We start from the raw sequence: 19,317 nt of genomic DNA on the forward strand, positions 1-19,317 counted from the left end.
GTGAAGGAGGATTTAGCGTTGGTAGAATGCCGGGCACTCAGGTAGCGATACTGCTACCGGTTCGTTGCACTCTTGCGCTTTCAGACAGGCGTCGGCGGCAACCGATGCCGCATAGCCGTCCCAGGCGGAGGGGCCCTGCAGCTTGCCGGCTTTCACATCATTGATAAATGCCTGCAGTTCGACGTCGTAGGCTTTGATGAAACGGTCTTTCCAGTCGGTGAGGATAGCTGTCGACAGGCTGGCGGCTTTACGCATCTCCACCGCCGACGGTTCCGGCAGGCGCGCAATGCCCGTTTCGCCAACCACCTCACACTGAATGTCATAGCCGTACTGGCAATTCACGAAGACTTCGACGTCGATCAGGGTGCCCTTTTTCGTTTCAAACGAGACGATCTGTGGGTCTTTCAGCCGCGCATGGGTATGGGAGGTCGAGCGCGGGAAGCGTACCTGTACGGAGCGGTAGTCGTCATTTAGCAGCCAGCGCAGCACGTCCAGCTCGTGGATCAGGGTGTTGGTGATCGCCATATCGGTGGTGTAGTTCTCGCCGACCGACTGGTTGCGGTGGGCGCAGCGCAGCATCAGCGGCGCGCCGATATCGCCGTCATCAATGACTTTCTTCAGCGCCAGATAGCCTTCATCGTAAGGACGCATAAAGCCGACCTGCACCAGGCGACGCCCGGCTTTCATTTCAGCATCAACGATGCGGCGGCAGCCTTCCGCGCTCATCGCCAGCGGTTTTTCGCAAAATACGGGCTTACCGGCCTCAATAGCCGCCAGGGTGTACTCTTCATGGGTTGGATCCCAGGAGGTCACCAGCACGGCGTCAACGTCGCTGGCTTTAATCACATCATGACCGTCGGCGTAGACTTCCGCCTGCACGCCCGGCAGCGCTACTGCCGCACGGGCGTTATCGGCGTTGATATCGGAAACGGCGACCACAGTCGCCCCCTGTAAGACCTGGGTGCAGCGACGGATATGTTCTTTACCGATGGCGCCTGCGCCGATGACACCTAATTTGAGTGACATGATGGTTCTCTCCGTAGTTCTGTAGGGTTCAGGGTTCGTGTTCTTTGTTAGTAATCCCGCGCCTGGGCGCGTTTTTCATTAATCATTTCAGCGACTTTACGGATACGTTCCGACAGCGCCGTCTGCGCCACGCCAACGTTCCACCAGCTACCGTATTTGTGGACCATGGTTTTCGGCAGTACTTTAATGTCGATAAGCGTGCTGACGGTTTCACGGCGAGCGGCATCCAGCGCGTGGCGAAGCTCATCGAGGGTGGTGACCCGCCAGGTCTTGCAGCCGTAGCCGGAAGCGATCGTGGCGAAATCCACCGGTACCAGCCCGCCCTGCAGCTGGCCGTTTTCCGCCGAGCGGTAGCGAAACTCGGTGCCGAAGCTATCCATACCGTGTTCCAGCTGCAGGTTGTTGATGCAGCCGTTCGCCATGTTGTCGAGCAGGATGACGTTGATCTTCGCCCGCTCCTGCAGGGAGGTGATCAGCTCAGAGTGCAGCATCATGAAGGAGCCATCGCCGACCAGCGAATAGACTTCGCTCTGCGGCTGCGCCAGCTTAACGCCGAGGGCGGCGTTGACCTCATAGCCCATGCACGAGTAGCCGTACTCGACGTGATAGGTATTAGGCGCCCGGTTGCGCCAGACGCGTTGTAAATCCCCCGGCAGGCTGCCCGCCGCCGCCACAATGACCGCATCCGCCGCCAGCGACTCGTTCAGCAGGCCAAGTACGCTGCTTTGCGTCAGGGTAGAATCCGTGATTTGACGGAATTCGCGATAAACCGATTCACGGTCAATATGGTCGTCAATTTCTGGTACGAAATCCGTTTCCTGCCAGACCGCCTGATAGACGCGCTGGGTCTCTTTCATCTGCCGGCTCTGCACGCTTGCAATCTGCGCGCCCCATTCTGCCTGCCAGGGCTCGTTCGACAGCGCAGCGCTGAGCGCGCTTAGCGCCTCGCGGGCGTCCGCCAGCATTGGGATGCCGTCCAGCTTCCAGGCATCAAAATTACTGACGTTAACGTTAAGAAAGCGCACGCCAGGGGATTGGAATATCCATTTCGAGGAGGTGGTGAAATCGCTAAAGCGTGTGCCGATACCGATGACCAAATCGGCCTCTTTCGCCAACAGGTTGGCAGCCAGACAGCCCGTTTCGCCAACGCCGCCGACGTTCAGCGGATGCGATGAAACCACCGTGCCCTTACCGGCCTGCGTTTCCGCAAACGGAATGCCGTAACGTTCGGCGAAGCTCACCAGCGCATCGCCTGCCGCGGAATATTTCACCCCGCCGCCGCAGACGATGAGCGGTTTACGGCTGGCTTTAATTGCCGCTACCGCATCCGCCAGCTGCGCCGCGCTTGGCGGACGGCGATCCAGACGGTGGACGCGGCGGGCAAAAAAGGACTCGGGATAATCCCAGGCTTCACCCTGCACGTCCTGCGGCAGACACAAGGTGACGGCGCCGGTTTCCGCCGGATCCGTCAGCACGCGCATGGCATTAATGCAGGCGCTCATGAGCTGTTCCGGGCGGGTAATACGATCCCAGTACTTACTCACCGCGCGAAATGCGTCGTTAGTCGTGATACTCAGATCGTAGCTCTGTTCGATTTGCTGCAGTACCGGGTCCGGCTGGCGGGTGGCGAATACATCGCCCGGCAGTAATAACAGCGGGATACGGTTGGCCGTAGCCGTCGCCGCGGCGGTGATCATGTTGGCCGCCCCGGGACCGATGGAAGAAGTGCAGGCAATGATCTGCCGGCGCAGTGATTGACGGGCAAAGCCGGTGGCCGCATGGGCCATGCCTTGTTCATTACGCCCCTGGTAAACCCGCAGTTCGCCGCTGTTCTCTTCCAGCGCCTGGCCTAAGCCCAACACGTTGCCGTGACCAAAAATAGCGAAAATCCCTTTCACGAATTTCTGCGCTTCGCCGTCCACCTCCAGATACTGGTTATCAAGGAACTTCACCAGCGCCTGCGCCATTGTCAGTCTCAGTTTGCCCATGTTGCCTAATCCTTATCGTTCAGTATTTGTCGTGTGAGTTAGCGCTTTGCTCGCCAAAGAAGATGGCGTAGGTGCGGGAAAGCCGTTAACGTCCACTGGAATATTTTTGGATTATAGGCAAACATTTTTTTCATTAAATACAAATACAGAAGAAATGTTTCATTTTGCGAGAAGGATCAAACTCTCTACCCATTTCACACGTTTCACTTACATCTCCTTCGCGAGAAGTCTTCCAAACAAAAGAGGAAAAACAAGATTATCTACATGAAAATTATGGATAATATTGATATTAAAAAAAGGGGGACATGGGTAAACGGGACGCAGACAGCATGTATGAGCAGGCAGCTGCTCAGCCGCGCAGAGTGGTAGATCCTTCACACTTTTGGTTTTTTAATTTCGATTAGATTTGAAAATGAAATATTTATTTCTCAAACTAGAGATAACTAATAACCATCAGGCTGTTCACGGCAGACCGTCACTCATGCGACCTTCTCCTGGCAGCAGATTTGCAAAAGGAAACCCTAGCGATGAATGCAGCAGTTAAGCGGCTCGACGTCATCTGTATTGGCCGGGTGGCCGTCGATCTCTACGCCCAGCAGATAGGGGCAAGGTTGGAAGATGTGGCGAGTTTCGCCAAATATCTCGGCGGCTCCTCAGGCAACGTCGCCTTTGGCACCGCGATTCAGGGGTTGAAATCAGCGATGCTGGCCCGCGTTGGCGATGAACACAACGGTCGCTTCCTGCGTGAAACCCTCAGCCGCGCAGGGGTCGATACCGAATACCTGATCACTGATAAAGACCGGCTGACCGCATTGGTGATGCTGGGAATCAAGGATCAGGATACCTTTCCGCTGATTTTCTACCGTGACAACTGCGCCGATATGGCGCTGACGCCTGACGATATTAATGAACAGTACATCGCTTCTTCCCGCGCTCTGGCGGTGACCGGCACGCATCTTTCACATGCCAATACCCGCGAAGCGGTGCTGAAAGCGCTGGAATACGCCCGCCGCCACGGTCTGCGTACCGCACTGGATATCGACTATCGCCCGGTGCTGTGGGGGCTGACTTCACTTGGCGACGGTGAAACGCGTTTCATTGAATCCGGACCGGTGACCCGCCAGCTGCAGGAAGTTCTGCATCTGTTCGATTTAGTCGTGGGCACCGAAGAGGAGTTTCATATTGCCGGCGGCAGTACCGACACCCTCACCGCGCTGAAAAACGTGCGCCACGCCACTAACGCGACGCTGGTCTGCAAGCGCGGGCCGATGGGTTGCGTGGTGCTGGAAGGCGCGATCCCGGATAGCTGGGATAGCGTCCCGCTGCAGCAGGGCGTTCGCGTCGAGGTGCTTAACGTGCTCGGCGCCGGCGACGCCTTTATGTCCGGCCTGCTGCGCGGCTGGCTGAATGATGAAGGCTGGGAACAGGCCTGCCGCTACGCCAACGCCTGCGGCGCGCTGGTGGTTTCGCGCCACGGCTGCGCGCCGGCGATGCCGACGAAAGTCGAACTTGATGATTATCTATCGCGGGCAGATGCCGTTCCGCGCCCGGATATCGATGCGCGGCTCAATCACTTGCACCGGGTGACCAGCCGCCGCCAGCCGTGGCCAGAGCTATGTATCTTCGCCTTTGACCACCGCAAACAACTGGCGGACCTGGCGTTAGAAACCGGCCGCGATCCGGCCTGCATTCCCCGGCTCAAGCTGCTACTGTTGGCAGCCGCCGAAGCCGCAGCCGCTGAGGCCGGGCTTGAACAGCGTAGCGGTATCCTGGCCGACGGCACCTACGGCCAGCGTGCGCTTAACGCCATTACCGGTAAAGGCTGGTGGATCGGTCGGCCAATTGAGCTCCCCAGCTCGCGTCCGCTGCGCCTTGAGCACGGTAATATTGGCTCACAACTGATCGACTGGCCGCTTGAGCACGTCGTCAAATGTCTGGTCTTTTACCATCCGGACGATCCGGCGGCGCTGCGCGCCGAGCAGGACGCGCTGCTGCTTGAAGTCTGGCAGGCCTGTAATAAGTCCGGACACGAGCTGCTATTGGAAGTGATCCTGCCGGAGAACGGACCGGACAAAGACGAACGCCACTACCACACTATGCTGGAGCACTTCTATCAGTTGGGGATCCAGCCGGACTGGTGGAAACTGCCGCCGCTGGCCAGCGCCCAGTGGGAGCGGATCTCAGCGCTTATCGAGCGCGAAGATCCATGGTGCCGGGGCATCCTGCTCCTGGGGCTGGATGCCCCATCGGATCGCCTGCGTTCAGGTTTCGCCGAAGCGGCCGGACACCCGATGATCAAGGGTTTTGCCGTCGGCCGCACCATCTTTGGCCAGCCTTCGCGCCGCTGGATGCAGGGCGAACTGGATGACGCCACGCTAATCGATGAAGTGAAGCGTAACTATTTGCGGCTCATCGGCTACTGGCGCGAAGCGCGCGGCTAACCTCCTTCAGGCCCGCCTCTTCCTTGAAAATGGCGGGCCTGCGGTTTCTTCGTGAAATGAATCGCGTATTTCATCGCAAAAAATGAAAAATTCGCTTCATTTGGTACACTGGAAGCCATATTCCTTCCATTTTCTCAGAGCGCAACTTATGGCTAATAATCCGACCCAACTGACCATCCTGCAGGATGAAATCAGACGGCGCTACGACACGCTCAGCAAACGTCTGAAGCAGGTGGCGCGCTATATACTGGATAACAGTAATAGCGTTGCTTTCGATACCGTAGCCTCCATTGCGCAACAGGCTGACGTTCCGCCCTCAACGCTGATTCGCTTCGCTAACGCCTTTGGCTTTAGCGGCTTTAACGAAATGAAGCAGATGTTCAGGCAGCATCTGATGGAAGAGACCGCCAACTACACCGAGCGCGCGCGTCTGTTCCGCCAGACCACTAACGACGAAACGACGCCGCCGGAAACGCCGACGGAAATCCTCAACATGTTCAGCATGGTCAATACCCAGGCGCTGCAGCAACTGGCAATGCAGACCTCCGGCGAAGACCTCAACCGCGCGGTAGATTTACTGGCGGATGCGGAAAATATCTATGTCATCGGCCTGCGTCGCTCGTTCAGCGTCGCCTCTTACCTGACCTACGCGCTGCGCCATCTGGATCGCAAAGCCTTCCTGATCGACGGCCTCGGCGGGATGTTCACCGAGCAGCTCAGTCTGGTGGGGCCGAAGGATGTGGTTGTGGCGGTGAGTTTCTCGCCCTACGCCCGTGAAGTGGTGGAGCTGGTTGAGCTTGGCGCCCAGCGCAAGGCGCGACAAATCGCCATTACCGATAGCCAGGTAAGCCCGCTTGCCGCCTTCAGTGATGTGTGCTTTGTGGTGCGTGAAGCGCAGGTAGATGGTTTCCGTTCGCAGGTGGCCTCGCTGTGCCTGGCGCAGACGTTGGCGGTATCGCTGGCATTGAATAGCAGCAAAGAGCCGCAGCAGCACCGCGCCTGATTACCCGTTGCGCTACGCTGTAAACAACGGCAATCAACAGACAAAAAAGCCGGGGACATCCCCGGCTTTTCTCGTTTATCGCGCACTATGAATAGCGATCGCTGTTGATCCAGGCGTGATCGTCTTCCCAGGTAAATAGCCACTTACGATCCGGCCCCGCCATTACGTTCAGATAGTAGCTGTTGTAACCGGCGATCGCCGCTACCGGATGGTAGCCGCGCGGCACCATCACCACATCATGGTTATAGGGCGCCATACAGGCATCCAGGCTGCGGTCATCGGTGTACACTCGCTGAAAGGCAAAGCCTTGCGGCGGATCGAAGCGGTGGTAGTAGGTCTCTTCCAGCTGGGTTTCCTGCCCCGGCAGCGCGGTATCGTGCTTGTGCGATGGCCAGGAGCTGGTCGCCCCTTCTTCGGTGTAGACTTCCACCACCAGCAGGCAATCCGCCTGCGCATTATCCGGCAGAATATTGTGCACCAGGCGCTGGTTGCGCCCTTTACCGCGATGCTCTACGCCGACATCCTCAGGCCGTATCACTCGCGCCGGGAAGCTGCCTTTGCCCGGCGCGCTGCAAACCGCCAGCTCAAGATCGGAATCTGCAGTGACCTCGACCTTATCGTGCGGCGGCACATAGACCGACCACGGCGGCGTACGCTCGAATGGCGACATGCGTTTACCAAGGTCGGGAAAATCGGCGTGCTGAGTTTTGATCGAGGCCAGCCCGGAAACCAGTACCAGACATAGCTCACGCTCGCCGCTCTCCAGGGTCACGGTTTGCCCCTGTTTTAACATCCAGACATCAAAGCCAATATACTGCCACCCCGCGCTCTGCGGGGTGATGTGCTGGATATGTCCCTCTTTTTGCGCTTTAGCCAATAACGACATAGCGTTCTCCTTCGCCGATTAACCTAACGTCGGCATACTGAATTCAGATACGGTTTGCTGCCCCTGCGGCCAGCGCACGGTGGCAGTTTTCATACGGGTATAGAAGCGGACGCCGTCCGGCCCGTGGACGTTCAGCGCGCCAAATACCGAGCGCTTCCAGCCGCCGAAGCTATGGAAGGCCATCGGCACCGGCACCGGTACGTTGACGCCAACCATGCCGGCCTGTACGTCATGGACGAACTCGCGGGCGGTATGGCCGTTGCTGGTAAAGACGGCGCTGCCGTTGCCAAATTCATGGCTGTTAACCAGCGCCAGCGCACTTTGGTAATCAGCGACGCGAACGATCCCCAGCACCGGACCAAATATCTCTTCGCGCCAGATGGTCATTTCCGGAGTGACGTGGTCAAACAGCGTACCGCCAACGTAATATCCGTCCTCATGGCCAGCCACGCGCAGCCTGCGGCCATCCACCACCAACGACGCCCCCTCGCTGACGCCCTTATCAATATAGCCGAGTACTTTTTTCTGATGTGCTTCGGATACCACCGGCCCCATTTCGTTTTCGTCTTTGCCGCGCAGGCAGCCAGGACCGACTTTCAGCGACTCGACTAATGGTTTCAGGCGGGCGATTAACTTATCTGCGGTCTCGTCACCGACGGCCACCACTACCGGCAGGGCCATACAGCGCTCGCCTGCGGAACCATACGCGCCGCCCATAATGGCATTCACGGTCGCATCAAGATCGGCGTCCGGCATCACGATGGCATGGTTTTTCGCCGCGCCAAACGCCTGGACGCGTTTTCCGTGAGCGCTGGCGGTTTTATAGATATATTCCGCCACGCCGGAGGAGCCGACAAAGCTGACGGCGGCAATACGCGGGTCGGTATAAAGCTGCTCGGCATCTTCATTGCTGCAATGGATGACGTTAAAGACGCCATCCGGCAGACCGGCTTCTTTCAGTAACTCAGCCATGCGTACCGCCGCGGTCGGCGCCAGCGCCGGTGGTTTCAGCACGAAGCTGTTGCCGCAGGCCAGCGCGATGGGGAACATCCACATCGGCACCATCGCCGGGAAATTAAATGGCGTTATCCCCGCCACCACGCCCAGCGGCTGCATGAGCGAATAGCTGTCGACGCCGGTACCCACGTCGGAAGAAAACTCACCTTTAATGAGATGCGGAATACCGCAGGCGAACTCAACCACTTCCATGCCGCGGGTCAGCTCGCCCAACGCATCGGACCACACTTTGCCGTGCTCGCTAACGATAATTCCCGCCAGTTCATCGACGTGCTGTTCGAGCAGCATTTTAAAATTGAACAGCACGCGGGCGCGGCGCAACGGCGTGGTACGGGACCAGCTGTCAAAAGCGTCGCGAGCGACCTGGATTGCGTCGGAAACCTCCTGCGCGGTGGAAAGCGTGACTTCGCGAACTACATCGCCAGTGGCCGGGTCGTACACCGGCATCGTTTCGCGGCTGCTGCTGGTTACCGCTTTCCCACCAATAAAGTTACCTGTGATAGTCATCTTCTCGCCTCATAGTGTAGAAGGCCGTTCAAGTTACGGCCCGTCGCTGATTGTGCTGTGCTATAACCGTAGTAAAATGAAATTTATATTTCAATAAACAGATAAAATGAAATTCCACTTTGGTGATAGCTGTCGCATTTTTCAGCAAGCCTCTCTCTATGTGATTTCATATCACAGCAGTATAGAAGGTGAGATTTTATGCGGTTAGCTTTGATGTAAACCATGAAATGGCGCAGCAACTATTTTGCGATCGTGCTCAAATAACCATCATTTCATCCATTGCCAATGATGAAATAAACATTTTAACTATCTGACAATCGAACTAAACCAGTCAACATCTTGTCAGGAGTGTCAAATGGCCATTGCCCTGCAGCGTTTCTGTATCAATCGTAAAATTGCGCCGTCGCTCAGCATTGAGGCGTTTTTCCGTCTGGTGAGCGAACTCGGGCTGCGTAAGGTCGAGCTGCGAAATGATTTACCCAGCGGTAAAGTCACCGACGCGCTCACCTACCAGCAGGTGCGCCGGCTGGCCGACCGTTACCAGCTTGAAATTCTGACGATCAACGCCGTCTATCCCTTCAACCGCCACAGCGCTGAAGTACGTCAACTGACGGAGTCGCTGCTAAAAGAGGCGCAGGCTATTGGCGCCAAATCGCTGGTGATGTGCCCGTTAAACGATGGCGCCACCGTAGCGCCGCAAGAAACGCTTGCCGCTATGCGCGAGCTGGCGCCGCTGTTCGAACAATATGGCATTCAGGGCCTGGTCGAGCCGCTGGGCTTCCCACAAAGTTCGCTGCGCTCGGCGGCGCAGGCGCAGGCGCTTATTCGCGACGCCCAGGTACCGTTTAAACTGTTAATTGATACTTTCCACCACCACCTCTATCCACAAGCTGAAGAGGAATTCAGCCAGCTGGACGTTGCTGAGATAGGTCTGGTTCACCTCTCCGGCGTTGACGATCCCCGCCCGCGAGAACAGTTGACCGACGACGAGCGCATCATGCTGACACCACAAGATAGGCTGCTGACCTGCCAGCAGGTAAAACATCTCGAAGCCCGCGGATATCGTGGCGATTACGCCTTCGAGCCTTTCGCCCCGCAGCTGGCGTCATGGCGTGAAGAGGATATTCGCCGCGAGATTGAACAGAGCATTGCGCTGATTCAACGCCACTGCGCGTGAGATTAAACGTTGAGAGTTATCGATTTCCTCCCTCTTTTTGCTGTCAGGTTGCCTATAATCGACGCAGGATAAATGGAGGAATCGATCATGAGCTCACCCCTGCTAATTGCACGCACGCTGGACAAACAGCTCCACCTGCTGCCGGCAATGGCCAACCGTCACGGCTTAATTACCGGCGCCACCGGCACCGGTAAAACCGTTACTCTGCAAAAGCTGGCGGAGTCGTTTTCTGAGATCGGCGTGCCGGTCTTTATGGCCGATGTGAAAGGCGACCTGACCGGTATCGCGGAGGCAGGCCAGAGCTCTGAGAAACTTCAGGCGCGTCTGGAAAAAATCGGCGTTACCGACTGGGAGCCGCACGCCAATCCGGTGGTTGTTTGGGATATCTTTGGTGAAAAGGGCCACCCGGTGCGCGCCACGGTGTCTGACCTCGGCCCCCTGCTGCTCGCCCGCTTGCTCAACCTGAATGAAGTACAAAGCGGCGTGCTGAACATTATTTTCCATATCGCTGACGATCGCGGTCTGCTGCTGCTCGACTTTAAAGATCTTCGCGCCATTACCCAGTTTATTGGCGATAACGCCAAAGCTTTCCAGAATCAGTACGGCAACATCAGCAGCGCGTCGGTAGGCGCTATCCAACGTGGTCTGTTGACCCTGGAGCAGCAAGGCGCAGAGCACTTCTTCGGCGAACCAATGCTGGATATTCAGGACTGGATGCGTGTCGATGCCAGCGGTAAAGGGGTGATTAATATCCTCAGCGCCGAAAAGCTCTATCAGATGCCGAAGCTGTACGCCGCCAGCCTGCTGTGGATGCTCTCCGAACTCTACGAGCGCCTGCCGGAAGCCGGCGACCTCGAAAAACCGAAGCTGGTGTTCTTCTTCGACGAAGCCCACCTGCTGTTTAACGATGCGCCGCAGGTACTGCTGGATAAAATCGAGCAGGTGATTCGCCTTATCCGTTCTAAAGGGGTCGGCGTCTATTTTGTCTCGCAGAATCCGTCGGATATCCCGGATGCCGTGCTCGGCCAGTTGGGCAACCGCGTGCAGCATGCCCTGCGAGCCTTTACCCCGAAGGATCAAAAAGCGGTGAAGACCGCCGCCCAGACCATGCGCGCCAATCCGGCGTTCAGTACCGAGCAGGCCATTCAGGAGCTCGGTACCGGCGAAGCGCTGATCTCCTTCCTCGACGAAAAAGGCAGTCCGTCGGTAGTTGAGCGTGCGATGGTCATCGCCCCATGTTCACGGATGGGGCCGGTCAGCGATGATGAGCGTAATGGCCTGATTAACCACTCGGCGCTGTACGGCAAGTATGAAGAAGAGATTGACCGCGAGTCGGCCTTCGAAATGCTGCAAAAAGGGGTGCAGGTCGCCACAGAGCAGCAGTCGGCGCCGCCGGCAAAAGGCCAACAAACCGGCGATGACGACGGGCTGCTCGGCGGACTGAAAGATATTCTGTTCGGCACGACCGGCCCGCGCGGCGGTAAACGAGACGGTATCGTACAGACCGCGGCCAAAAGCGCCGTACGTCAGGTCACCAACCAGATTGTCCGCGGCATGCTGGGCAGCCTGCTTGGCGGAAGGCGCCGTTAACGTCAGTGTCGAGCCCCGGATTGCGGCGCGCTGCGTCCGATCCGGGCGACAACAATACAGGGCATTACATTGCGGATAGCCACTCAAACGGCAGGCACAAAAAACCCGGCGTTGCTTGCGCTTGGCCGGGTCATTTATCGAACTACGCTTTTCTCATCATCAGCCAAAGGCTTATCAGGAAGAAGCTTGCGCTTGGCAGCAGCGCGCCGATGATTGGCGGTATGCCGTAAACCAGCGTCAGTGGGCCAAATATCTGATCGAGGACGTAGAAGATAAAGCCGAAGCTAATCCCGGTAACGACCCTCACGCCCATCGCCACGCTCCGCAATGGACCAAAAATAAACGACAGCGCCATCAGCATCATCACGGCCACCGACAGCGGCTGGAAGATTTTGCTCCACATGTTGAGCTGGTAACGGCCCGGATCCTGACCGCTGGACTTCAGATAGGTCACGTAGTTATGCAGGCCGCTGATTGACAGCGCATCCGGATCCAGCGCAACCACGCCGAGTTTGTCCGGCGTTAGTTTGGTCTTCCAGGTACCGCTGACCATCTGGGTACCGGTTACCTGCTTCGGATCGGTCAGGTCGGACTCATCAACCTGCGACAGACGCCAAACCTTAGCTTCATTATCAAACTTAGCGGAAGCGGCGTAACGGACAGATTGCAGACGACGGTTATCGTTAAACTGGTAGATGCTCACCCCGCCCAGCTCATCGTTACCTTTTACTCGTTCAATGTAGACAAAATTATGCCCGTCTTTCGCCCACAAACCCTGCTGGGTCGACAGCAGCGAACCGCCGTACATCTGCTGCGCTCGGTAGTTACGCGCCATCTGTTCGCCCTGCGGCGCCACCCATTCACCCATCGCCATGGTCAACAACACCAGCGGGATCGCCGTTTTCATCACCGCCAGCGCCACCTGCATACGGGTAAAGCCGGAAGCCTGCATCACCACCAGTTCGCTACGCTGCGCCAGCATCCCCAGCCCCAGCAAAGCCCCAAGCAGGGCCGCCATTGGGAAGAAGATTTGCACATCTTTTGGCACGCTGAGAATGGTATAGAGTCCTGCTCCCAGCGCATCATAGCTGCCCTGCCCGGCTTTTTTCAGCTGGTCGACAAACTTAATAATGCCGGAGAGCGACACCAGCATGAACAGCGTCATCATGATGGTGTTAAAAATGGTTTTACCAATATAGCGGTCAAGTACGCCAAACGCCTGCATCACACCGCTCCTTTATTAAACCGGGCACGGAAACGACGCATCGGCACCGTATCCCACAGGTTAAGCAGCACCGCCAGCGCGAAGTAGAGCAGGTTCACGCCCCACATCCAGATGGCGGGGTCCATTTTGCCTTTACCCGCGTTCGATTTGATCGACGTTTGCAGCAGGAAGAACACCAGATACAGCAGCATCGCCGGCAGCATAGACAGCACGCGGCCCTGACGCGGGTTCACCACGCTGAGCGGGACAACCATCAGCGCCATCATGAACACCGCCGCCACCAGCGTGAAGCGCCAATGCAGTTCGGCGCGGGCGCGATCGGTGTCGGTACGCCACAGGGTGCGCATATTCATCTGTTCGGTGTCGCTGGGATCGGCCGCTACCGCCTGATGGCCAATAACCGCCTGGTAGTTTTTAAAGTCGGTAATACGGAAATCGCGCAGCATCGCCGTGCCTTCAAAACGCGTCCCCTGGGTCATGGTGACCACCTGGGAGCCGTCTTTTTTCTGCGACAGCTCGCCGGAGTCCGCCACCACCACGGAAGGACGCGCGTTGCCTTTAGGCCGCAGTTGCGCCAGGAACACGTCGTTGAAGCGGTTGCCGTTGACGTTTTCGATAAACAGCACCGCGCTGCCGTCGCTGGCCTGCTGGAACTGGCCCTGAGCCAGCGCCGCCATTCCAGGGTTAGCTTTGGCTTCCGCCAGTACTTCGTCCTGATGGCGCGACGACCACGGCCCCGCCCACATCACGTTGACCGCCGCGACGGCGCCGGTAAACAGGGCGAGGATCATCGCCGCCTTAATCAATACGGCTTTACTTAAGCCGCAGGCGTGCATCACCGTAATTTCACTTTCGGTATACAGTTTGCCGAGCGTCATCAACAGCCCGAGGAAAAGACTCAGGGGCAGAATGAGCTGCGCCATTTCCGGTACGCCCAGCCCTAACAGTGAGAGCACCAGGTTGGTCGGGATATCGCCATCTACCGCGGCGCCGAGGATCCTGACGAGTTTCTGACAGAAGAAAATCAGCAACAGGATGAATAGGATCGCCAACTGGCTTTTCAGCGTCTCACGAACCAGATATCTTATGATTATCACTATAAATACGCCCGTAAAAACCCGTCTTATTGCAGGAAAATTGCTTGTTTCATGGCTTAAACGTCATTTATTCTCTTTTGTCGTCGAAAACATCGCTAAGATTAAATGACTCATCGGTTCTGCGTATCAGGATCTTTTCTGACGAACCAAAGCCGTAATAACGTTAAGATTAACACGAAGTCACCGCAACAGCGGACATGAGTTACGAAAGCTTGCAATTATATACTCAATGGATTTCGAGTTGTAGAAAGGTGGCAGGACTGTGAAGCCCCGGTGCGGCATCAGCCAGCGTCAGGGGTAAGCAGGCGTAGCCAACGCATCTGCAACTGGAAAGGCGACGAGTATAGCCGTAGCCACCACTGTTGTCTTTAAGATTCAGGAGCATAGTGCATGGAGTTCAGTGTAAAAAGCGGTAGCCCGGAGAAGCAGCGGAGTGCCTGTATCGTGGTCGGCGTCTTCGAACCACGTCGCCTCTCCCCCATCGCCGAACAACTCGATAAAATCAGCGACGGTTACATCAGCGCCCTGCTGCGTCGCGGCGAGCTCGAAGGCAAGCCTGGCCAGACCTTGTTACTGCACCATGTGCCGAACATCCTGTCTGAGCGCATTCTGCTCATCGGCTGTGGTAAAGAGCGCGAACTGGATGAACGTCAGTATAAACAAGTTATTCAGAAAACCATTAATACTCTGAATGACACTGGTTCGATGGAAGCCGTCTGCTTCCTGACCGAACTGCACGTTAAAGGTCGCAACAACTACTGGAAAGTTCGCCAGGCCGTTGAAACCGCCAAAGAGACGCTGTACAGCTTCGATCAGTTGAAGACCAACAAAAGCGAGCCGCGTCGTCCGCTGCGTAAAATGGTCTTCAACGTGCCGACTCGCCGCGAGCTCACCAGCGGAGAACGCGCCATTCAACATGGCCTGGCGATCGCAGCCGGTATCAAAGCGGCGAAAGACCTCGGCAACATGCCGCCGAATATCTGTAACGCGGCTTACCTTGCTTCCCAGGCGCGCCAGTTGGCCGACACTTACAGCAAGAATGTTATCACCCGCGTGATCGGCGAACAGCAGATGCGCGAGCTGGGGATGAACTCCTATCTCGCCGTCGGTAACGGTTCGCAGAACGAGTCGCTGATGTCGGTCATCGAGTATAAAGGCAACCCGTCTGAAGACGCGCGCCCTATCGTGCTGGTCGGTAAAGGCCTGACCTTCGACTCCGGCGGTATCTCCATCAAGCCTGCCGAAGGCATGGACGAGATGAAGTACGACATGTGCGGCGCGGCGGCGGTTTACGGCGTAATGCGAATGGTTGCCGAGCTGCAGTTGCCGCTCAACGTCATCGGCGTGCTGGCGGGCTGTGAAAACATGCCTGGCGGCCGCGCGTATCGCCCGGGCGATGTTCTGACCACCATGTCCGGACAGACCGTTGAAGTGCTGAATACCGATGCCGAAGGCCGTCTGGTGCTGTGCGACGTGTTGACCTACGTTGAGCGCTTCGAACCGGAAGCGGTTATCGATGTCGCAACGCTGACCGGCGCCTGCGTGATTGCCCTCGGTCATCACATCACCGGCCTGATGTCGAACCATAACCCGCTGGCTCATGAGCTGATCGGCGCCTCCGAACTGGCCGGCGACCGCGCATGGCGTCTGCCGCTGGCCGACGAGTTCCAGGATCAGCTGGAGTCCAACTTTGCGGATATGGCCAACATCGGCGGCCGTCCTGGCGGCGCGATTACCGCTGGCTGCTTCCTGTCACGCTTCACCCGCAAGTACAACTGGGCGCACCTCGACATCGCCGGTACCGCCTGGCGTTCCGGGAAGGCCAAAGGCGCAACCGGTCGTCCGGTGGCGCTGCTGTCTCAGTTCCTGCTCAATCGTGCGGGTTTTAACGGCGAAGAGTGATTGCCGTCTGATGCCCGGTGGCGCTACGCTTACCGGGCCGACGGAAAGATGCCGTTTGTAGGCCGGGTAAGCGTAGCGCCACCCGGCTTTGCATTTAAATCCACAACAAGAAGCCCCATATATGAAAAACGCAACGTTCTATCTTCTGGACAACGAAGACACCGTCGACGAGCTCAGCGCCGTCGAACAGCTGGTGTGTGAAATTGCCGCAGAACGTTGGCGCAACGGCAAGCGCGTATTGATCGCCTGTGAAGATGAACAGCAGGCTATTCGCCTCGATGAAGCGCTGTGGACGCGGCCGCCGGAGAGCTTTGTGCCGCATAACCTGGCGGGCGAAGGCCCGAGAGGCGGCGCGCCGGTAGAAATTGCCTGGCCGCAAAAGCGCAACAGCAGTCCGCGGGATATTCTTATCAGCCTGCGGCTAAACTTTGCAGATTTTGCCACCGCTTTCACAGAAGTGATAGACTTTGTCCCTTACGAAGATTCTCTGAAACAACTGGCGCGCGAACGCTATAAAGCGTACCGCATGGCTGGTTTCAACCTGAACACGGCAACCTGGAAATAATGGAAAAGACATACAACCCACAAGATATCGAACAGCCGCTTTACGAGCACTGGGAAAAGCAGGGCTATTTCAAACCGAATGGTGATGAAAGCCAGGAGAGCTTCTGCATCATGATCCCGCCGCCGAACGTCACCGGCAGTTTGCATATGGGTCATGCCTTCCAGCAAACCATCATGGATACCATGATTCGCTACCAGCGCATGCAGGGTAAAAACACCCTGTGGCAAGCCGGTACCGACCACGCGGGTATCGCCACCCAGATGGTGGTTGAGCGTAAGATTGCCGCTGAAGAAGGTAAAACCCGCCACGACTACGGTCGCGATGCCTTCATCGATAAAATCTGGCAGTGGAAAGCGGAATCCGGCGGCACCATTACCCGCCAGATGCGCCGCCTCGGCAACTCCGTAGACTGGGAGCGCGAGCGCTTCACAATGGACGAAGGCCTGTCCAACGCGGTGAAAGAGGTCTTCGTTCGCCTGTACAAAGAAGACCTGATTTATCGCGGCAAGCGCCTGGTGAACTGGGACCCGAAACTGCGCACCGCCATTTCCGACCTCGAAGTAGAGAACCGCGAATCGAAAGGTTCCATGTGGCACATCCGCTATCCGCTGGCCGATGGCGCGAAAACCGCTGACGGTAAAGATTACCTGGTGGTCGCCACCACTCGTCCGGAAACCCTGCTGGGCGATACCGGCGTGGCCGTAAACCCGGAAGACCCGCGCTACAAAGACCTGATTGGTAAATTCGTGGTGCTGCCGCTGGTTAACCGCCGCATTCCGATTGTTGGCGACGAACACGCCGATATGGAAAAAGGCACCGGCTGCGTGAAAATCACCCCGGCGCACGACTTTAACGACTACGAAGTTGGCCGCCGTCATCAGCTGCCGATGATTAATATTTTGACCTTTGATGGCGACATCCGCGAAAGCGCGGAAGTCTATGACACCAAAGGCAACGAATCCGACGTTTATTCCAACGAGATCCCGGCTGAATTCCAGAAGATGGAACGTTTTGCCGCGCGTAAAGCGATGGTTGCCGCCGTCGACGCGCTGGGCCTGCTGGAAGAAATCAAACCGCACGACCTGACCGTGCCTTACGGCGACCGCGGCGGCGTGGTTATCGAACCGATGCTGACCGACCAGTGGTACGTGCGTGCCGACGTGCTGGCCAAGCCGGCAGTTGAAGCCGTTGAGAATGGCGACATTCAGTTCGTGCCGAAGCAGTACGAAAACATGTACTTCTCCTGGATGCGCGATATTCAGGATTGGTGTATTTCCCGTCAGCTGTGGTGGGGTCACCGCATCCCGGCATGGTATGACAACGACGGCAACGTCTACGTTGGCCGTAGCGAAGACGAAGTGCGTCAGGAAAACAACCTGAGCGCCGACGTTGCCCTGCGTCAGGACGAAGATGTTCTGGATACCTGGTTCTCTTCCGCGCTGTGGACCTTCTCCACCCTCGGTTGGCCGGAAAACACCGACGCGCTGCGTCAGTTCCACCCGACCAGCGTGATGGTGTCCGGCTTCGACATCATCTTCTTCTGGATCGCCCGCATGATCATGATGACCATGCACTTCATCAAAGATGAAAACGGCAAGCCGCAGGTTCCGTTTAAGACCGTCTACATGACCGGCCTTATCCGCGACGACGAAGGCCAGAAGATGTCCAAATCCAAGGGTAACGTCATTGACCCGCTGGATATGGTTGACGGCATCACCCTGCCGGAGCTGCTGGAGAAACGTACCGGCAACATGATGCAGCCGCAGCTGGCGGAAAAAATCCGCAAGCGTACCGAGAAACAGTTCCCGAACGGCATCGAGCCGCACGGCACCGACGCCCTGCGCTTTACCCTGGCGGCGCTGGCCTCTACCGGTCGCGACATCAACTGGGATATGAAGCGTCTGGAAGGTTACCGTAACTTCTGCAACAAGCTGTGGAATGCCAGCCGCTTCGTGCTGATGAATACCGAAGATCAGGATTGCGGTTTCAACGGCGGCGAGATGGTGCTGTCCCTGGCCGACCGCTGGATCCTGGCTGAATTCAACCAGACCGTGAAAGCGTACCGCGAAGCGCTGGATAACTTCCGCTTCGATATCGCCGCGGGCATCCTGTATGAGTTCACCTGGAACCAGTTCTGCGACTGGTACCTCGAACTGACCAAGCCGGTCATGAACGGCGGCAGCGAAGCGGAACTGCGCGGCACTCGCCATACGCTGGTGACCGTGCTGGAAGGTCTGCTGCGCCTGGCGCACCCGATTATTCCTTTCATCACCGAGACCATCTGGCAGCGCGTGAAGGTCATTTGCGGTATTAACGCTGACACCATCATGCTGCAGCCGTTCCCGCAGTATGAGGCTTCTCAGGTTGATGAAGCGGCGCTGGCGGATACCGAATGGCTGAAGCAGGCGATCGTTGCCGTACGTAACATCCGGGCGGAGATGAACATTGCGCCAGGTAAACCGCTGGAACTGCTGCTGCGCGGCTGCAGCAAAGATGCCGAGCGTCGTGTTAACGACAACCGCAGCTTCCTGCTGAACCTCGCGCGTCTGGAAAGCATCACCGTGCTGCCTGCCGATGATAAAGGTCCGGTTTCCGTGACCAAGATTATCGACGGCGCCGAGCTGCTGATCCCGATGGCGGGTCTTATCGACAAAGAAGCCGAGCTGGCGCGTCTGGCGAAAGAAGTGGCGAAAGTCGAAGCGGAAATCGGCCGTATCGAAAGCAAGCTGTCCAATGAAGGTTTTGTGGCCCGCGCGCCGGAAGCGGTTATCGCCAAAGAGCGTGAGAAGCTGGAAGGCTACGCGGAAGCGAAAGCGAAACTGATTGAACAGCAGGCGGTGATAGCCGCGCTGTAATAGCTCGCCAAAGCATAAAAAGCCGGAGCTTGCTCCGG

General features: G+C 57.2%; 13 protein-coding genes. 7 read left to right on the forward strand and 6 right to left on the reverse strand.

All coding sequences use genetic code 11. The annotated features are described in order from the left end of the window. Window positions 1-12 precede the first annotated feature (12 nt). Both iolG and iolD read right to left on the reverse strand, forming a co-directional pair. On the reverse strand, window positions 13-1,026 hold the full coding sequence (iolG, locus tag ABLV66_RS22715) for a bifunctional inositol 2-dehydrogenase/D-chiro-inositol 1-dehydrogenase (RefSeq protein ID WP_015704222.1): 1,014 nt from the start codon (window positions 1,024-1,026) through the stop codon (window positions 13-15). 47 nt (window positions 1,027-1,073) lie between these two features. Beyond that, window positions 1,074-3,014 (reverse strand): 3D-(3,5/4)-trihydroxycyclohexane-1,2-dione acylhydrolase (decyclizing), encoded by a 1,941-nt coding sequence (gene iolD / locus ABLV66_RS22720; protein WP_348876744.1) that lies wholly within the window; start codon window positions 3,012-3,014, stop codon window positions 1,074-1,076. 527 nt (window positions 3,015-3,541) lie between these two features. Here iolD and ABLV66_RS22725 point away from each other — a divergent pair. Further along, complete coding sequence (locus ABLV66_RS22725) at window positions 3,542-5,455, forward strand: bifunctional 5-dehydro-2-deoxygluconokinase/5-dehydro-2-deoxyphosphogluconate aldolase (protein WP_316423202.1); 1,914 nt, start codon at window positions 3,542-3,544, stop codon at window positions 5,453-5,455. A 148-nt stretch (window positions 5,456-5,603) separates the two neighbouring features. Beyond that, window positions 5,604-6,458: a MurR/RpiR family transcriptional regulator gene (locus tag ABLV66_RS22730; RefSeq protein WP_015368536.1), complete on the forward strand. Its 855-nt coding sequence runs from the start codon at window positions 5,604-5,606 to the stop codon at window positions 6,456-6,458. Between the two features lie 85 nt (window positions 6,459-6,543). Here the strand turns inward: ABLV66_RS22730 and iolB are convergent, their stop codons facing one another. Together iolB and ABLV66_RS22740 are read right to left on the reverse strand one after the other, a co-directional pair. Then, window positions 6,544-7,344, reverse strand: coding sequence for a 5-deoxy-glucuronate isomerase (gene iolB, locus ABLV66_RS22735; protein ID WP_047046197.1), 801 nt, complete (start codon window positions 7,342-7,344; stop codon window positions 6,544-6,546). A gap of 18 nt (window positions 7,345-7,362) precedes the next feature. Continuing rightward, window positions 7,363-8,868: a CoA-acylating methylmalonate-semialdehyde dehydrogenase gene (locus ABLV66_RS22740; protein ID WP_063415878.1), complete on the reverse strand. Its 1,506-nt coding sequence runs from the start codon at window positions 8,866-8,868 to the stop codon at window positions 7,363-7,365. Window positions 8,869-9,223: 355 nt separating this feature from the next. Here ABLV66_RS22740 and ABLV66_RS22745 point away from each other — a divergent pair, with 355 nt between their 5' ends. Together ABLV66_RS22745 and ABLV66_RS22750 are read left to right on the forward strand one after the other, a co-directional pair. Beyond that, window positions 9,224-10,045 carry a TIM barrel protein gene (locus tag ABLV66_RS22745; protein ID WP_047046198.1) on the forward strand — a complete coding sequence of 274 codons (822 nt, stop codon included), beginning with the start codon at window positions 9,224-9,226 and terminating at the stop codon, window positions 10,043-10,045. A gap of 87 nt (window positions 10,046-10,132) precedes the next feature. Next, the gene (locus ABLV66_RS22750; protein WP_348876743.1) at window positions 10,133-11,635 is read left to right on the forward strand and encodes a helicase HerA-like C-terminal domain-containing protein; all 1,503 of its coding nucleotides are present in this window, start codon (window positions 10,133-10,135) and stop codon (window positions 11,633-11,635) included. Window positions 11,636-11,777: 142 nt separating this feature from the next. Here ABLV66_RS22750 and lptG read toward each other — a convergent pair whose 3' ends face one another. Together lptG and lptF are read right to left on the reverse strand one after the other, a co-directional pair. Further along, window positions 11,778-12,860, reverse strand: a complete 1,083-nt coding sequence (gene lptG / locus ABLV66_RS22755) for an LPS export ABC transporter permease LptG (RefSeq protein ID WP_045394714.1) — start codon at window positions 12,858-12,860, stop codon at window positions 11,778-11,780. Beyond that, window positions 12,860-13,957 (reverse strand): LPS export ABC transporter permease LptF, encoded by a 1,098-nt coding sequence (gene lptF / locus ABLV66_RS22760; RefSeq protein ID WP_045394713.1) that lies wholly within the window; start codon window positions 13,955-13,957, stop codon window positions 12,860-12,862. The genes lptG and lptF overlap by 1 nt, the downstream gene beginning before the upstream one ends. 390 nt (window positions 13,958-14,347) lie before the next feature. Here lptF and pepA point away from each other — a divergent pair, with 390 nt between their 5' ends. The 3 genes from pepA to ABLV66_RS22775 all read left to right on the forward strand — a co-directional run bounded on the left by pepA (window position 14,348) and on the right by ABLV66_RS22775 (window position 19,279). Beyond that, window positions 14,348-15,859 carry a leucyl aminopeptidase gene (gene pepA, locus ABLV66_RS22765; RefSeq protein WP_008807121.1) on the forward strand — a complete coding sequence of 504 codons (1,512 nt, stop codon included), beginning with the start codon at window positions 14,348-14,350 and terminating at the stop codon, window positions 15,857-15,859. A 121-nt stretch (window positions 15,860-15,980) separates the two neighbouring features. Then, complete coding sequence (holC, locus tag ABLV66_RS22770) at window positions 15,981-16,424, forward strand: DNA polymerase III subunit chi (protein WP_020079783.1); 444 nt, start codon at window positions 15,981-15,983, stop codon at window positions 16,422-16,424. Continuing rightward, a complete protein-coding gene (locus ABLV66_RS22775) occupies window positions 16,424-19,279 on the forward strand; it encodes a valine--tRNA ligase (protein WP_045394712.1) in 2,856 nt (951 codons plus the stop codon). Before holC ends, ABLV66_RS22775 begins: the two co-directional genes overlap by 1 nt. The last annotated feature ends 38 nt before the right edge of the window (window positions 19,280-19,317 follow it).

Origin of the sequence: Klebsiella sp. CN_Kp073 (assembly GCF_040065495.2) — a bacterium.
Lineage (GTDB): Bacteria > Pseudomonadota > Gammaproteobacteria > Enterobacterales > Enterobacteriaceae > Klebsiella > Klebsiella aerogenes.

Coding starts and splice junctions, on each gene's coding strand:
- iolD (WP_348876744.1), bottom strand. CDS start 3,014: ATGGGCAAACTGAGACTGACAATGGCGCAGGCGCTGGTGAAGTTCCTT.
- ABLV66_RS22745 (WP_047046198.1), top strand. CDS start 9,224: ATGGCCATTGCCCTGCAGCGTTTCTGTATCAATCGTAAAATTGCGCCG.
- holC (WP_020079783.1), top strand. CDS start 15,981: ATGAAAAACGCAACGTTCTATCTTCTGGACAACGAAGACACCGTCGAC.
- ABLV66_RS22775 (WP_045394712.1), top strand. CDS start 16,424: ATGGAAAAGACATACAACCCACAAGATATCGAACAGCCGCTTTACGAG.
- lptG (WP_045394714.1), bottom strand. CDS start 12,860: ATGCAGGCGTTTGGCGTACTTGACCGCTATATTGGTAAAACCATTTTT.
- ABLV66_RS22740 (WP_063415878.1), bottom strand. CDS start 8,868: ATGACTATCACAGGTAACTTTATTGGTGGGAAAGCGGTAACCAGCAGC.
- iolB (WP_047046197.1), bottom strand. CDS start 7,344: ATGTCGTTATTGGCTAAAGCGCAAAAAGAGGGACATATCCAGCACATC.
- ABLV66_RS22730 (WP_015368536.1), top strand. CDS start 5,604: ATGGCTAATAATCCGACCCAACTGACCATCCTGCAGGATGAAATCAGA.
- ABLV66_RS22750 (WP_348876743.1), top strand. CDS start 10,133: ATGAGCTCACCCCTGCTAATTGCACGCACGCTGGACAAACAGCTCCAC.
- iolG (WP_015704222.1), bottom strand. CDS start 1,026: ATGTCACTCAAATTAGGTGTCATCGGCGCAGGCGCCATCGGTAAAGAA.
- ABLV66_RS22725 (WP_316423202.1), top strand. CDS start 3,542: ATGAATGCAGCAGTTAAGCGGCTCGACGTCATCTGTATTGGCCGGGTG.
- pepA (WP_008807121.1), top strand. CDS start 14,348: ATGGAGTTCAGTGTAAAAAGCGGTAGCCCGGAGAAGCAGCGGAGTGCC.